The sequence below is a fragment of the Bradyrhizobium sp. Rc3b genome (genome assembly GCF_900114915.1).
Taxonomy (GTDB): Bacteria; Pseudomonadota; Alphaproteobacteria; order Rhizobiales; family Xanthobacteraceae; genus Bradyrhizobium.
In genome coordinates, this window is record NZ_FOUS01000008.1 from 407,368 (window position 1) to 422,916 (window position 15,549).

14 protein-coding genes are annotated in these 15,549 nt (G+C 63.9%); 6 read left to right on the forward strand and 8 right to left on the reverse strand.

Translation table 11 applies throughout. The features are described from left to right. Positions 1-146: 146 nt before the first annotated feature. From BM190_RS21220 to BM190_RS21230, 3 genes are all read right to left on the reverse strand, one after another. On the reverse strand, positions 147-1,463 hold the full coding sequence (locus BM190_RS21220) for a homoserine dehydrogenase (protein ID WP_092258534.1): 1,317 nt from the start codon (positions 1,461-1,463) through the stop codon (positions 147-149). A 29-nt stretch (positions 1,464-1,492) separates the two neighbouring features. Next, entirely contained in the window at positions 1,493-2,713 is a 1,221-nt protein-coding gene (locus BM190_RS21225) for an LL-diaminopimelate aminotransferase (RefSeq protein WP_018323057.1), read from the reverse strand. 216 nt (positions 2,714-2,929) lie between these two features. Beyond that, positions 2,930-3,205, reverse strand: coding sequence for a hypothetical protein (locus tag BM190_RS21230; protein WP_049815128.1), 276 nt, complete (start codon positions 3,203-3,205; stop codon positions 2,930-2,932). 253 nt (positions 3,206-3,458) lie between these two features. Between BM190_RS21230 and BM190_RS21235 the strand changes: the two genes are divergently transcribed. Both BM190_RS21235 and BM190_RS21240 read left to right on the forward strand, forming a co-directional pair. Further along, on the forward strand, positions 3,459-5,267 hold the full coding sequence (locus tag BM190_RS21235) for a PHA/PHB synthase family protein (RefSeq protein WP_177237196.1): 1,809 nt from the start codon (positions 3,459-3,461) through the stop codon (positions 5,265-5,267). A 67-nt stretch (positions 5,268-5,334) separates the two neighbouring features. Next, on the forward strand, positions 5,335-5,733 hold the full coding sequence (locus tag BM190_RS21240) for an MAPEG family protein (RefSeq protein ID WP_092258540.1): 399 nt from the start codon (positions 5,335-5,337) through the stop codon (positions 5,731-5,733). Positions 5,734-5,806: 73 nt separating this feature from the next. Here BM190_RS21240 and argC read toward each other — a convergent pair whose 3' ends face one another. From argC to BM190_RS21255, 3 genes are all read right to left on the reverse strand, one after another. After that, positions 5,807-6,790, reverse strand: coding sequence for an N-acetyl-gamma-glutamyl-phosphate reductase (gene argC / locus BM190_RS21245; protein WP_092258543.1), 984 nt, complete (start codon positions 6,788-6,790; stop codon positions 5,807-5,809). Continuing rightward, positions 6,787-7,452 carry an FMN-binding negative transcriptional regulator gene (locus BM190_RS21250; protein WP_092258545.1) on the reverse strand — a complete coding sequence of 222 codons (666 nt, stop codon included), beginning with the start codon at positions 7,450-7,452 and terminating at the stop codon, positions 6,787-6,789. Before BM190_RS21250 ends, argC begins: the two co-directional genes overlap by 4 nt. 224 nt (positions 7,453-7,676) lie before the next feature. Then, positions 7,677-8,207, reverse strand: coding sequence for a DedA family protein (locus tag BM190_RS21255; RefSeq protein ID WP_018323051.1), 531 nt, complete (start codon positions 8,205-8,207; stop codon positions 7,677-7,679). Between the two features lie 272 nt (positions 8,208-8,479). On the opposite strand from BM190_RS21255, the gene parE reads away from it, so the two are divergent. The 4 genes from parE (at position 8,480) to BM190_RS21275 (ending at position 13,035) form a co-directional block, all read left to right on the forward strand. Then, positions 8,480-10,525 carry a DNA topoisomerase IV subunit B gene (gene parE, locus BM190_RS21260; protein ID WP_018323050.1) on the forward strand — a complete coding sequence of 682 codons (2,046 nt, stop codon included), beginning with the start codon at positions 8,480-8,482 and terminating at the stop codon, positions 10,523-10,525. Between the two features lie 427 nt (positions 10,526-10,952). Next, positions 10,953-11,735 (forward strand): outer membrane protein, encoded by a 783-nt coding sequence (locus BM190_RS21265; protein WP_018323049.1) that lies wholly within the window; start codon positions 10,953-10,955, stop codon positions 11,733-11,735. 322 nt (positions 11,736-12,057) lie between these two features. Beyond that, positions 12,058-12,243: a hypothetical protein gene (locus BM190_RS21270; RefSeq protein WP_092258672.1), complete on the forward strand. Its 186-nt coding sequence runs from the start codon at positions 12,058-12,060 to the stop codon at positions 12,241-12,243. Positions 12,244-12,264: 21 nt separating this feature from the next. Next, entirely contained in the window at positions 12,265-13,035 is a 771-nt protein-coding gene (locus BM190_RS21275) for an SDR family NAD(P)-dependent oxidoreductase (protein ID WP_018323047.1), read from the forward strand. Positions 13,036-13,150: 115 nt separating this feature from the next. On the opposite strand, the gene BM190_RS21280 is transcribed toward BM190_RS21275, so the two are convergent. Continuing rightward, positions 13,151-13,915, reverse strand: a complete 765-nt coding sequence (locus BM190_RS21280) for an outer membrane protein (RefSeq protein ID WP_018323046.1) — start codon at positions 13,913-13,915, stop codon at positions 13,151-13,153. A 180-nt stretch (positions 13,916-14,095) separates the two neighbouring features. After that, complete coding sequence (locus BM190_RS21285) at positions 14,096-15,343, reverse strand: FAD-dependent oxidoreductase (RefSeq protein WP_092258548.1); 1,248 nt, start codon at positions 15,341-15,343, stop codon at positions 14,096-14,098. Positions 15,344-15,549: the final 206 nt, after the last annotated feature.

Below are 15,549 nucleotides of genomic sequence, written 5' to 3' on the forward strand. Positions count from 1 at the left end.
GGTTTTGGACAGAAGTCTCTGCCCGCATCAACTCTCAACGCCCACGGTTCGTTCGCTCAAACCGCCTCATTGTTTCAGCATGACCTTTCCGGAAAACCGCTTCAACGCTTTGCGCTGGCGCGGCCCTCTGGGCCGGGGGTCACGCTCTAGTTCTTCTCGATCCGGATCACCTGCGGCCGTCCGCTGATCACCTTGTCCTTCTGCACGGCGGCGAGCGCGCGGCGCACCGCATCCTCATGCGTCGCATAGGTGATCAGGATGACGGGCACGGGGACCGCCTTGCCGTCGGCTGGCGCAGCGCCGCCATTGGGATGACGCTGCACGATCGACTCGATCGAAATCTTCTGCTCTGCCAGCCGGGTCGCGATCGCAGCCGCGGTGCCGGGGAAATCGCGCGCCAGAAGGCGGATGTAATAGCCGCCCTCGTGCCGCTCCATCGGTGCCTTCTTGGTGTCGCGCAAATGAGAAATCGGCCGGCCGAACGGATTGGCGCGGATGCCGCGCGCGGCATCGGCGATATCGGCGACGACGGCGGATGCCGTCGCGGCACCGCCGGCGCCGGGGCCGACCAGCGTGATCGGCGGAATGCCTTCACCGTCGATCGTGACCGCATTGGTGACGCCCATCACCTGCGCGATCGAGGAGGATTTCGGAACCATGGTCGGATGCACGCGCTGCTCGATGCCCTTGGCGGTGCGCACCGCAACGCCGAGCAGCTTGACGCGGTAGCCGAGATCGGCGGCCGCGCGCAGATCTTCCGGCGCGATGGAGGAGATGCCTTCGACATACACCGCGCTTTGAGCAACTTTCGTGCCGAAAGCGAGGCTGGCGAGAATGGCGAGTTTTTGCGCGGTGTCGTGGCCGTCGACGTCGAAGGACGGGTTGGCCTCGGCATAGCCGAGCCGCTGCGCATCCGCGAGGCATTCGGCGAAGGACAGGCCCTCCTGCTCCATCCGGGTCAGGATGTAGTTGCAGGTGCCGTTGAGGATGCCGTAGACGCGGTTGATGCCGGTTCCGGCAAGTCCCTCGCGCAACGTCTTGATGACGGGGATCGCGGCGCCGACGGCTGCCTCGTAATTCAGCGCGCCGCCGTGCTTTTCAGCGGCTTTCGCCAGTTTCAAACCGTGCTTCGCGAGCAGCGCCTTGTTGGCGGTGACCACTGACTTGCCGGCGCTGAGCGCGGCCTCGACCGCCGACAGCGCGGGATCGCCGGCGCCGCCCATCAGCTCGACGAAGCAATCGATGCCGGGATGCGTGGCGAGCGCCATGGGATCCTTGACCCATTCAACGCCGCGCAGGTCGATGCCGCGCTTCTTCGCCTTGGAGCGCGCGGTGACGGCAACGACGCGGATTCCGCGGCCGCTGCGGCCTGTAAGCACGCGGGCCTGCGATTCAATCAGACGGACAACTTCGGCGCCCACGGTGCCGAGCCCCGCTATGCCCACTTTCAGGGGTGCAACCATGATGACTTAGAAAACCTGCCGAAGAGAACTTAACGCCGATTGGCGAGCGGAACGACGTTGTGCAACGTTTCGATGCCGCTTTCAAGGAAGCGTCGCACGCCGCGCGCGGCCTGCCTGATCCGTTGCTCGTTTTCCACCATGGCGATGCGGACATATCCTTCACCATGCTCGCCGAAGCCGACGCCGGGCGAGACCGCAACGCCGGATTTCTCTACCATCAGGGTCGCGAATTGCATGCTGCCGACGCTGCGGAAGGCTTCCGGCAGCGGCACCCAGGCGAACATCGAGGCCTCCGGCGGCGGGATCTCCCAGCCGGCGCGGCCGAACGATTCCACCAGCGCATCGCGGCGCTTGCGGTAGGTGTCGCGCATCTCCTTGATGCAATCGTCCGGGCCGTTGAGTGCGGCAGTCGCCGCGACCTGCACCGGCGTGAAGGCGCCGTAATCGAGGTAGGATTTGACGCGGGCGAGCGCTGCGATCACGCGCTCATTGCCGACCGCAAAGCCCATGCGCCAGCCGGCCATCGAATAGGTCTTCGACATCGAGGTGAACTCGACCGTGACGTCCATCGCGCCCGGCACCTGGAGCACCGAGGGCGGCGGATTGTTTTCGTCGAAATAGACCTCGGCATAAGCGAGATCGGACAGGATCAGGATCTCGTGCTTCTTCGCGAACGCGACGAGGTCCTTGTAGAAGTCGAGGCTCGCCACATAGGCGGTCGGGTTCGAGGGATAGCAGACGACGAGCGCCAGCGGCTTGGGGATCGAATGCACGATCGCCCGCTCCACCGCCTCGAAGAACTGCGGCGTCGGCTCCGACGGCACCGAGCGGATTACGCCGCCTGCCATCAAAAAGCCGAAGGCGTGAATCGGGTAGCTCGGGTTCGGACAGAGGATGACGTCGCCGGGCGCGGTGATCGCCTGCGCCACGTTGGCAAAGCCTTCCTTCGAGCCGAGCGTCGCGACGATCTGGGTGTCGGGGTTGAGCTTCACGCCGAAGCGGCGGGCGTAGTAGCCGGCCTGGGCCCGGCGCAGTCCGGGGATGCCGCGAGACGCCGAGTAGCGATCGGTGCGCGGCTTGCCCAGCGTCTCCTTCAGCTTTTCCAGCACATGCGAGGGGGCCGGCAGATCCGGATTGCCCATGCCGAGGTCGATGATATCGGCGCCGGCATTCCGCGCGGCCGCCTTGGCCCGATTGACCTGCTCGAACACATAAGGCGGAAGGCGGCGGATGCGGTAAAATTCTTCCATGGCTCTCTGGGCTCCGGGGCAACCGGTCAGGACAGAATCGACAGGCCAGGACGGCGCTTCGGAAACGCGTCCATTTCCGTCGTGAAAATTACTCAAAATCAAATGCTTAGAGCAATCATCGACGACGAAGACTGAAGTCGTTCGCCCTGACTCTCGGCTGAACCGTGGTCTTTTAGCACGGCAAGGCGGGGGCGCCAGCGATTACCTTGGAGCGGCTCATTTCGCATCCTTGCCGGCGACGGCCTGGCGATCGCGCGCGGCGGCGAGCTCAGCCTCGATCTTGGCACGTTGCTCCGGCGGGATGACCGCTTGATCGCGATCCGGCGGCAGGTCGTGCACCGGCAGATAGGTGCCGGGCTCCCTGGGATGCGCCTGCGCGTCCGTGGGCGTCATATCCGCGAGCTGGCTCGAGCAGCCGCCGACGGCAAGCGCCGCGATCAGCAGCGCGCCGCGGATCGGCAGCGTCTTTTGCAGGTCCCACAACGCCAACACTTGGGAAATCCCCTACTCGTCCCAAAGCACGGCCCCGGGCAACCTTACCCAAGACCGCGCCCAAGCTCAAACCATTGCTGCCCAAATGGTGCGAGCCAGAAAACAGCCATTGCCCACCAAGCGGAGCGGTGCGGCCCGAATGTGACGGAACCAAGAAGATTTGTCGCAGTGCAACACATCTTCGAGAGTGTTTAACGTCAAACATGCGAGCTTCGCGGTGACGAATACGGAATGAATCGTTACTGTTCTGCTCATGAGTATGGCCACGACCGATACGCCCAAACCCGAGACGAAGTTCGATGCGGAAGCCTTCGCGATGAATGTCGCGCGGGCGATGGAGAGCGGCGGCAAGGCGCTGGCCGCTTACCTCAAGCCGCGCGAGAGCGGCGAGGTGCAGGATCGCCCGCCGGCCGAGCTCACCGAGGTCGTCAAGACCTTCACCTCGGTTGCCGAATACTGGCTCTCGGATACGTCCCGCTCTTCCGATCTGCAGACCAAGCTCGCCAAGGACTATCTCGACCTCTGGGGCTCGGCGGTGCGCCGCATGGCCGGCCAGGACGCGCCGCCCGCGATCGCGCCCTCGCCGCGCGACAAGCGTTTTGCCGACCCTGAATGGAAGTCGAACCAGTTCTTCGATTTCGTGATGCAGCTCTATCTGCTCACGACCAAATGGGCTCAAGAGCTGGTGCGTGATGCCGAGGGGCTCGATCCCCAGACCCGCCGCAAGGCGGAGTTCTACGTCCAGCAGGTCACCAACGCGCTCTCGCCGTCCAACTTCGTGCTGACCAACCCCGAGGTGCTGCGCGAGACCGTGACCAGCAGCGGCGAGAACCTCGCCCGCGGCCTGAAGATGCTGGCCGAGGACATCGCGGCCGGCAAGGGCATGCTGAAGATCCGCCAGTCCAATCCGGACAACCTCGTCGTCGGCGTCAACATGGCGACGACGCCGGGCAAGGTGATCTACCAGAACGAGATGATGCAGCTGATCCAGTATTCGCCGACCACGGAGACGGTGCTGCGCACCCCGCTCCTGATCGTGCCGCCCTGGATCAACAAGTTCTACATCCTCGATCTCAAGCCGGAGAAATCCTACATCAAGTGGTGCGTCGACCAGGGCATCACCGTGTTCGTGATCTCATGGGTCAATCCCGACAAGCGGCTCGGCAACAAGAGCTGGGAAGACTACATGAAGGAAGGTCCGCTCACGGCGATGGACGTGATCGAGAGGGTCACGGGCGAGATGAAGGTGCACACCGCCGGCTATTGCGTTGGCGGCACCATGCTCGCGACCACGCTGGCCTGGCTCGCCGAAAAGCGCCGCCAGCGCGTGAGCTCGGCGACGTTCTTCGCGGCCCAGGTCGACTTCACCCATGCCGGCGATCTCCTGGTGTTCGTCGACGAGGAGCAGATCACGGCGCTCGAGCAGGACATGAAGGCGGCCGGCGTGCTCGAAGGCTCGAAGATGGCGATGGCCTTCAACATGCTGCGCTCCAACGATTTGATCTGGTCCTACGTCGTCAGCAACTATCTGAAGGGGCAGCAGCCGAGCGCGTTCGACCTCTTGCACTGGAATTCGGACGCGACGCGCATGACCGCGTCGAACCATTCCTATTACCTGCGCAATTGCTATCTGGAGAACCGGCTCTCCACCGGCACGTTGGTGCTCGACAACACGCTGCTCGATCTCTCCAAGGTCAAGGTTCCCGTCTACAACCTCGCTACCCGCGAGGACCACATCGCGCCCGCTGAATCGGTGCTGTACGGCTCGCAATTCTTCGGCGGTCCGGTGAAATACGTGCTGTCCGGCTCGGGTCACATCGCCGGCGTCGTCAATCCGCCCGCCTCGAACAAGTACCAGTACTGGACCAACGACAACATCAAGGACGTCAACGTCGCGCAATGGATGAAGGACGCCGTGGAGCACAAGGGCTCGTGGTGGCCGGACTGGCGCCAATGGCTGGGCGAGCTCGATCCGGAGCAGGTCCCGGCGCGCAGCGTCGGCAGCGACGCCCTGCCCCCAATCGAGGACGCGCCCGGCAGCTATGTCAGGGTTCGCGCATAGCGGACTCTGCCGCGCTCTTGTATAGACTCGCTCTCAAGGCAGCAGCGACGACAGAGGGGACCGGACTATGACGCGCGAATTGTTCTGGCTGACACTGACGGTGATCCTGACCGGCATCCTCTGGATTCCCTACACCATCAACCGGTGCCAGGTCCGCGGTCTCAGTGGCGCGCTGGCCAATCCCTCGCGCGGCGACAAGCCGCAGGCGGAATGGGCGAACCGCCTGATGTTCGCGCACGACAATGCGGTCGAGAACCTCGTGCTCTTTGCGCCGCTGGTGCTGATCCTCAACGCGATCGACTATTCGACAAAATGGACCGTGCTCGCCTGCGCCGTCTATTTCTGGTCCCGCGTCGCGCATCTCATCGTCTACGCGATCGGCATCCCGGTGTTCCGCACGCTGGCCTTCACCGTCGGCTTCCTCGCCCAGGCCGTGCTGGCGCTGGCGATCTTCAAGGTGGTTTGAGCGAACGCTACCTTGGTAACGTCATTCCGGGGCGGTGCGTAGCACCGAACCCGGAATGACTGAGCAAGCTTTCTTACTCCTCCGGCAATCCCAGCATCAGCCGCATGTTCTGCACGGCTGCGCCCGAGGCGCCCTTGCCGAGATTGTCGAGCCGGGCGACCAGCACCGCCTGGTGATATTTGTCGCTGGCGAAGACATAGAGCTCGAGCATGTTGGTCTCGTTGAGCGCCTCCGGCTCGATCCGGCCGCCCTTTGACGCCTCGTTCTGCAGCGGCATCACCGAAACGTATTTCGAGCCGGCGTAGCGCTTGGCGAGCGCGGCCTGGACCGCCGCACCATCCGGCTTGCCGGGCAGCGTGTCGAGTTGCAGCGGCACCGAGACCAGCATGCCCTGCCGATAGTTGCCGACCGAGGGAATGAAGATCGGCCGCCGCGTCAGGTTCGAATAGAGCTGCATCTCCGGCAGATGCTTGTGCTCGAAGCCGAGGCCGTAGAGCTCGAAGGACGGTGCGCTGCCGTCCTCGAAGCTCGCGATCATCGACTTGCCGCCGCCGGAATAGCCGCTCACCGCGTTGACCGCGACGGGGTAATCCTTAGGCAACAGGCCGGCATCGACGATCGGCCGCAGCAGCGCGATCGCGCCAGTCGGATAGCATCCGGGATTGGAGACCTTCTTAGCGGCCTTGATCTTGCCGGCCTGATCCGCCGTCAGCTCGGGAAAACCGTAAGCCCAGTCGGGCGCGACCCGGTACGCGGTCGAGGCGTCCAGGACCTTCGGGCCCGCAGCGCCCATGCTGTCGACCAGCGCCACCGTCTCCTTGGCGGCATCGTCGGGCAGGCAGAGGATGACGAGATCCACCTCCTCCATCAGCGCCTTCTTGGCCGCGGGGTCCTTGCGCTTGTCGTCGGCGATCGTCTTCACGACGACGTCGTTCTGGAGCTTCAGCCGCTCGTTGATGCCGAGCCCGGTGGTGCCGGAGCCGCCGTCGACGAAGACGGTCGCGGGCTTCTTCGCCGCGCTGGTGGTCGGAGCTTTGGTGGTGTCAGCGAGGCTCATGATGCGCTCCCTTCGAGCATGTTCGTGTCGTCTGCAAAAACCTGCGGCCTTGCCTGCCGCATCAAATCTGAGATCTGCTTGGCGTCGGCATCGCCGGCGCTGAGCGCATTGGCGATCGCCGCATAGTCGGCGTCCGATTTGTGCTGGTTGAGCTTGAAGCTGCCTTCGACCTCCTCAACCGTCATCACCAGACCCACGATCGCCTTCTTCATCGTCTCGAGCCGTCCGGCCGTCATCTTGTCCGATGTCCACGGCTTCTTCGGCAGCAGCCAGTTCTCGAACTTGTCGCTGAGCGTGGCGATCTGCACCGCCAGCTCGTCGTCAGACAACATCCGCACCGGCCCGCTCAGATGCACCGACTGGTAGAGCCAGGTCGGCACCTGGTCCGGCGAGACGTACCAGTCCGGCGATACATAGGCATCGGGGCCATTGACCGCGAGCAGCCAGGACGCTGCGCCGTCCGCAAGCTTTAGCAGCGGATTGTGACGGGCGACATGAAAGGCGGCCTGCGGCGTGCCGTCGGCGGCATAGGTCAAATAGAACGGCAGCGGGGAAGCGACCGGTTTCTTGCCGTCAAAGGCGCACATGGTGCCGAAGCCGCGCTTATCGGCGAACTTCAGGCTTGCGGCGCGGTCCTGCTTGAAAAAGGGTGGCGTGTACATCGTGGTCTCCTGCTGGGCCTCCTTGGGGGCCGCCGGATCAGATCGCGCTGACAGGAGAGAGAGTGCCGCGGATCGGATCCAGCGGCAAAGACGATGATCTCAAACGCGATCGACCGCCCAAACCGCTAAAGAGCGGCGGCGGCGACGGGCGAACAGGATGGTCGCAGCGTTGATCATGGCGCGCGGCTATAAGGCCAGATCGGGTTTCCGTCAAGGTTTCGGCGTCAGATCACCCGCCAGATCCATTCCATGATCTTGGCGAGCACGTCGCCGAACATCAGGAGCACGGCCGACCAGATCAGGGCCGAGACGAAATTGGCGGCCTGGAAGCTCCAATAGGGCATCTCGAAGATGCCGGCCGCGAGCGGCACCGAGGCGCGCAAGGGTCCGAAGAAGCGGCCGATGAAGATGCTGGGGATGCCCCAGCTGCGCACGAAAGCCTCGCCCCTGGGCAGGAGTTCCGGATAGCGAGAGAGCGGCCACATCTGGGCGACCTTCTCCTTGTAGCGGTAGCCGAACCAGTACGAAACCCAGTCGCCGAGCGCGGCGCCGAGACCGCCGGCGATCCAGACCGGATAGAAGCTGATCCCGCTCGCCCCGATCAGCGCACCGATCGCGACCAGCGCGCCCCAGGCCGGGACCAAGAGCGAAATGAAAGCGAGCGACTCTCCGAAGGCGAGCACGAACACGATCGGGGCCGCCCAGGCCTGATGAGCGCGCACGAATTCGGCCAGGGCGTGCGCATACTGCTCCATCAAAAATAGCCTTCCGCCCCGTCTCAAGGTGCTGCTCGATGAAAAAGACTGGTAAGCCAAGGGCTTGTGTGACATCAAGTCACAAAACTCGCCTCACCGCGGACCGGCCGGTCAAATTGCCGGGAATTGCAGGGGCTGCGGCGTAAAATCGCCGGGATTGGCTCCCAACGACACCGCCGGGCCCGCCCCGCGGTAACCTTTCCAAGTCAGAAGTGGCATAGTCGGCCTAACCGATTCGCCGCTTATGCGGCCCTCAAAGCGTATCAAGATATATGTCCAAGCAGTTGAAACCCAAAGCAAAAGACGATTTTTTCGGCGGCGACGAGCCGAAACCCCGGGCGCCTGCCAAGGCGGCTTCGCGCGGAACCGGCGGGGAAGCCGACTACACCGCAGCCGACATCGAGGTGCTCGAAGGCCTGGAACCGGTGCGGCGCCGGCCCGGCATGTATATCGGCGGCACCGACGAGAAGGCGCTGCATCATCTGTTCGCCGAGGTCATCGACAACTCGATGGACGAGGCGCTGGCGGGACATGCGACCTTCATCGGCGTCGAGCTCTCCGCGGATGGTTTCCTCACCGTCACCGACAACGGCCGCGGCATCCCGATCGATCCGCATCCAAAATTCCCGAAAAAGTCGGCGCTCGAAGTCATCATGTGCACGCTGCATTCGGGCGGCAAATTCGACTCCAAGGTCTACGAGACCTCCGGCGGCTTGCACGGCGTCGGCATTTCCGTGGTGAACGCCCTCTCCTCGCTGCTCGAGGTCGAGGTCGCGCGCAGCCAGAAACTCTACCGCATGACGTTCGAGCGCGGACACCCCAAGGGCAAGCTCGAGGATCTCGGCAAGATCAACAACCGCCGCGGCACGCGCGTCCGCTTCAAGCCCGATACCGACATCTTCGGCGCCAAGGCTGCGTTCAAGCCGCAGCGCCTGTTCAAGATGACGCGCTCGAAGGCGTATCTGTTCGGCGGCGTCGAGATCCGCTGGAATTGCGCGCCCGAGCTACTCAAGGGCGTCGAGGACGTCCCGGCGGAGGCGACGTTCCACTTCCCCGGCGGCCTCAAGGATTATCTGGCGGCAGCAATTCACGCCGACACGCTGGTCCACCCGGATATCTTCTCCGGCAAATCCGGCCGCAATGGCGCGCATGGCGCCTGCGAATGGGCGGTGGCCTGGACCGCAGATGCCGACGGCTTCCTCTCTTCCTATACCAACACCGTCCCGACACCCGATGGCGGCACGCACGAATCCGGCCTGCGCAGCGCGCTGCTGCGCGGCCTGAAGGATCACGCCGAGCGCGTCGGCCAGGGCAAGCGCGCCTCGTCAATAACGTCGGAAGACGTGATGGTCGGTGCCGCCGTGATGCTCTCGGTGTTCGTGCGCGAGCCTGAATTCCAGGGCCAGACCAAGGATCGTCTCGCCACCGCGGAAGCGCAGCGCATCGTCGAGCAGGCGATGAAGGATCCGTTCGATCACTGGCTCTCGGGCAATCCGAACATGGCCAACAGGCTGCTCGATTTCGTGATCGACCGCGCCGAAGAGCGGCTGCGGCGGCGGCAGGAGAAAGAGACCGCGCGGAAAACCGCCGGCAAGAAGCTGCGCCTGCCCGGCAAGCTCGCCGACTGCACCGACGCCGGCACCGAAGGCTCCGAACTCTTCATCGTCGAAGGCGACTCGGCCGGCGGCAGCGCCAAGCAGGCGCGCGACCGCAAGACCCAGGCCGTGCTGCCGCTGCGCGGCAAGATCCTCAACGTCGCCTCCGCCGGCAAGGACAAGCTGACGGCCAACGCCCAGCTCTCCGACCTCGTGCAGGCGATCGGTTGCGGCCAGCTCCTGCAATACCGCGAAGAGGATCTGCGCTATCAGCGCATCATCATCATGACCGACGCCGACGTCGACGGCGCGCACATCGCCTCGCTGCTGATCACCTTTTTCTATCGGCAGATGCCGCGGCTGATCGACGAAGGGCACCTCTTCCTCGCGGTGCCGCCGCTCTACAAGCTCACGCACGGCACCAAGTCAGTCTACGCGCGTGACGACAAGCACAAGGAAGAGCTGATCAAGAGCGCGTTCAACGCCAACGCCAAGGTCGAGGTGAACCGGTTCAAAGGCCTCGGCGAGATGATGCCGGCGCAGCTCAAGGAGACCACCATGGATCCGAGCAAGCGCACGCTGCTCAAGGTGGTGCTGCTCGCCGACGATCGCGACACCACGGCGGATTCGGTGGAACGACTGATGGGCACCAAGGCCGAGGCGCGCTTCGCGTTCATCTCGGACAAGGCGGAATTTGCCAGCGAAGAGCTGCTGGACGTTTGAGTCCTCGGCGCTGTGGCGCTTCATCGAGAGCCCCGGCGACAAGCCGGGGCTCTTTTGCTTTGCGGGGCGATGACGTCGCTGCGGTCCCTACGGCTTTGAGCGATTCCCGGCATCGTCGTTGCGACTCGGCCAACGACTCACGGCGCTCAGGCGGAGGCACGACTGCCTCCATTTCGGACAAGGCGGGATTTGCTAACGAAACCTTACCCGAGGTTGAATTCCAAAAATCTCAATAACGCTTTGAATTTATGTGGTTATTCCAGATCTCGACAACCGCGACCGAAATGCCCGCGTATCGGCGTTTTCCGGCGACTGTGCCTGCCCGGCAACAGCATTCCGGCGGGAAACGTCTATAGTCCGGACATCAGATGACACGAACTTCAGTGCGCTCGCGCTGCTACACAGACCAAGGTTGGGGATTTTTATCATGAAGAAGGTTTTGCTCGCTCTGACCGCGGTTGCCGCGATGACCGGTTCGGCCTCGGCGGCCGATCTCGGTGCCCGTCCCTACGTGAAGGCCCCGATGCCGGCGCCCGTCGCCAACTGGACCGGTTTCTACGTCTTCGGCGGCGGCGGCGGCGGCCTCTCCAATGCCGACCAGCACGTCCAGACCACCGTTGGTGCGGTTCCGCTGACGATCGATCAGCGTCAGGGCGGCTCCGGTTGGTTCGGCACCGTCGGCGCCGGTTACGACTGGCAGTTCAGCGGCACCTGGGTCGCCGGTGTGTTCGCTGACGGCCAGTTCGGCAGCATCCGCGCCACCATCCAGGATCCGATCGTCGGCATCACCGGCAACCAGAAGCTGGAAACCTCCTGGGCCGCGGGCGTGCGCCTCGGCTGGCTGGTCGCCCCGAACGTTCTCTCCTACGTCAACGGCGGTTACTCGGGCGCCCACTTCGGCCAGACCAACTTCACCACGCTGGGCGGCACCCCGGCCGGCATCCACCTCAACAGCTACAACCGCAACGGCTGGTTCGTCGGCGGCGGTGTCGAGAACAGCCTGAACATCTTCGGCGTCTCTTCGCCCGGCTGGTTCATGAAGACCGAGTATCGTTCGGCCTTCTACAACGCCAAGACCTCGAACGAGCTCTTCGACGGTACCAACGCGCTGGTCGGCCGCGACATCCGCGCCAACAGCTGGAACCAGACGATCTCGACCTCGCTGGTCTACCGCTTCAACTGGACCGGTCCGGTCGTCGCGAAGTACTGATCCGAACGCAAGTTCAGACGTCAAAGCCCCGGCATCGCCGGGGCTTTTTTCGTTATGGACCCGTCAACGGCAAGCGCTAATCCTCACGCGGTGCATGCTTCGACGTGTCCGCGCTTCCCGCCGCCCCCACCCAGCATCTCCGATCGCTCCTGCTTCGCGCCGTCCGCTCGAGACCAGGACTTCTCCCCGCGCGACGGCTTGTGGCTGGCGCCGCCATTGTATCCGGACCGAAGCTACGGCTAGTGTGGGCCCAAGCTTTCGCGGCAGCGGTGATCTCTTCATCGTCGCAACGCGACGGAAGCGGACCGACGGGGAGGAATGCATGCGCAGATTTCTGCTTGTAGCAGGCCTGTTTGCCCTCGCCGTCGGGCTGCTCTGGATTGGACAGGGCACGGGTACGGTTCCGTGGCCGCGATCGAGCTTCATGGTCAACCAGCTGCATTGGGCCGGCTATGGCGTCGCCATGGCCGGCTTCGGGCTGGTGCTGATCTGGCAGAGCAATCAATAAAAGAAACCAGGGAATACAAGCATGACATCCAGCCGGTTCGAGCTCCGCGGTAAGGTCGCGGTCGTAACAGGAGGCAATGGCGGCATCGGGCTCGGCATGGCGCGCGGCCTTGCCGATGCCGGCGCCGACATCGCCGTGGTCGGCCGCAACGAAGCCAAGTCCAAAGCAGCGGTCGAAGATCTCAGGCAGCGCGGCGTCAAGGCGATCGCGGTTGCGACCGATGTCACCGACAGGGCCGCGATCGAAGCCATGATCGCGCGCGTGGTGAAGGATCTCGGGCGCATCGACATCCTCGTCAACAATGCCGGCATGAGCATCCGCAAGCCGCCGCACGAGCTCGAGCTCGACGAGTGGAACAAGGTGATCGACACCAACCTCACCAGCGCCTTCCTGTGCTCGAAGCTCGCTTATCCGGCTTTGAAAGCATCAGGCAACGGCAAGGTGATCAACATCGGCTCGATGATGTCGATCTTCGGTGCGAGCTTCGCCACCGCCTACGCGGCAAGCAAGGGCGGCATCGTGCAGTACACGCGTGCCTGCGCCAATGCCTGGGCGCCCGACAACATCCAGGTCAATGCGATCCTGCCGGGCTGGATCGATACCGACCTCACCCGCGGCGCGCGGCAACAGGTGTCGGGATTGCACGAGCGGGTGCTGGCGCGCACGCCAGCGGGGCGCTGGGGCGACATCGACGATTTCGCCGGCATCGCCGTGTTCCTGGCCTCGCCCGCATCGAACTTCGTCACGGGCACCGCGATCCCCGTCGATGGCGGCTTCTCGGTGATGGCCTGAGGCCGAACCTTTCGGCCATCCAACAAGGCAAAAAAGAAGCCCCGGACAAATCCGGGGCTTTTGAATTGAGGCAGTGCTTTTTTTGATCGTTGGTCGCGTTGCGTCGTCGACGTGCTCAGTAACGGGCAATGACAGGTGCGTCGAACTTGTAGCTCGCGCGCACGACGGCCCATTGGATGTCGCGCGGCTTGGCGTCGAAGGTGTAATTCCCCGAGGTGCCGCCGAGCTGATAGGTCTGGCTGCCGAAGGCCGCGTAATTGTATTCGAGGCCGACGATCCAGTTGCGGGTGACGCCGTATTCCCAGCCGGCGCCGACGGTCCAGCCGTTGGCCCAGTGGGTCTGTCCGCCCGAGCCCGACACGCCGACGGTGTCGCTGACCGACAGACGGTTGTTCGCGCCGGCATAGCCGCCCTTGACGTAGAAGAGGTTGTTCTGCACGGCGAAGCCGGCGCGGCCGACCACGGTCGCGAGCACGTTGGTGCGCCAGGAGAACACGTCGTCGCCCGCACCGAACGCGGTGTTCGTGAACGAGCCCTTGTTGTCGAGGCCGGAGATCGTGCCTTCCATGCCGAACACGTAGTTGTTGGCCTGCCAGTTGTAGCCGATCTGGGCGCCGCCCATGATGCCCGCGCTGCGCTGACGATAGCCCTCGCCCGGGACGAGATCGCCGAACGGCGCACCGATCCCGTTGTTGATGAACTGCTGGTTGGTCCATGCGCCGCCGATGTGGCCGCCGACATAGAAGCCGGTCCAGTTGAACAGCGGCTCGACATAAGCGGGCGCCTTCGCGTAGCGCGCGCCGAGATCGGCGGCAGAGGCCACGCCCGTCGAAACCAGAGCGGTCGTGCAGGCGAAGGCGGCAATCAATTTGTTACGCATGGTACAACCCCGTGTCCTTTGATGGACGCACGGTCACAGACGGGTGTTACTAAAATTCGAATCAACAGAGTTAACGTGTCGGATGGGCACGCGCAGGTCCGTGAATCCGTTGGCGCTGTTGCACGCCAGCAACGCCACATGCGCGATTTAACGCGAAATTATCCCTGCCGAACTCCTGCGCTACGATGCCGGCGCGGCTTTCGAATGCACGTGCTCGGGCCGCACGCCGAGCGCGAGCAGACGCGCGGGAATGCCCTGCAGCCATGGCAGCGCGGTGATGAGGCGCACGATCAGCGGCACTTTGAGCGGCCGATCGCTCCCCTGCAAGGCGCCGCTGATGATCTTGTTCTGCACGATCACCTGCATGCGCTGCGTCATCTTCACCGGGAACTCGCGGCGACGGCGCACGGCATCGAGATCGCTCTCGGACGGGCAGCCGTGCTGCATCTTGTCTGCCAGCAGATTGGCGGTCGCGACTGCATCCTGCACGGCGAGATTGACACCGACTCCGCCGACCGGAGACATCGCATGCGCGGCATCGCCGATGCAAAGCAGGCCCGGCCGCGTCCAGCGCGCCATGCGGTTGATCGCGACGGTCAGCAGCTTGACGTCGTCAAAGCTCTTCACGTCGGCGATGCCGGAGCGAAGGATCGGCGCCATGCGCACGACGTCGTCGAGCAGCGCCTGCAGTCCCCTCGCCTTCACCGCCTCGTGCTGTCCCTTGGCGATGACATAGGCGCATTGCCAATAGTCGCCGCGGTCGAAGGTGATCATCATCTTGCCGGGCTCGACGCGCGCGAACACGCTTTCCGTCTCGTCGGCCTTGCGGCCGGCGCGGAACCACAGCACGTCCATCGGCGCGCCGATTTCCTCGACGACGAGGCCGGCGCGCTCGCGCACCGTCGAATGCCGGCCGTCGCAGGCGATGGTGAGATCGGCTTCGATGTCGATGATGCCGTCGGGCGTTTTCGCCCGCACGCCGGCGATCGTCTCGCCGCGGCGGATCAGATCGACCGCCTCCGTGCTCATCATCACCTCGAGCGAGGCAAAGCGCCGGCCGGCCTCGCGCAGGAAATTCAAAAAATCCCATTGCGGCATGAAGGCGATAAAGGGGTATTTGGTGTGGAGCCGGCTGAGATCGGCGATGCGCACCGGTGTGCCGCCAAACAGGCCGTCCATCTTCTGCAGGCGCTGGTGCGGCAGCTTCAGGAAGCCGTCGATCAGACCGAGCTCGTCCATCACTTGAAGCGTCGAGGGATGCACGGTGTCGCCGCGGAAATCGCGGAAGAAATCCGCATGCTTCTCCAGCACCGCGACCTCGATGCCGGCCCGCCCCAGGAGATAGCCGAGCATCATGCCAGCCGGCCCGCCGCCGACGATGCAGCAACGGACTTTTTTCGTCCGGTTCGGTTGTTGGTCGGATGTCATTGCAGCCACGATCCGCGATGCGAGTCTCGATCAAGATATGGCGGGCAATGTAACGCCGATTCCGGTCGAATGCGCTTGAATTTGGCTGTGCGATCTCCAACGCCGGCCGCTCAGATCGCACCAATCCTTGCGATCCGGGAATAAGCGGCACCCCCTGCTGTTATCAGCAGATAAGACCCTAAAGGGCATCAGAGGGAACGTTCAAC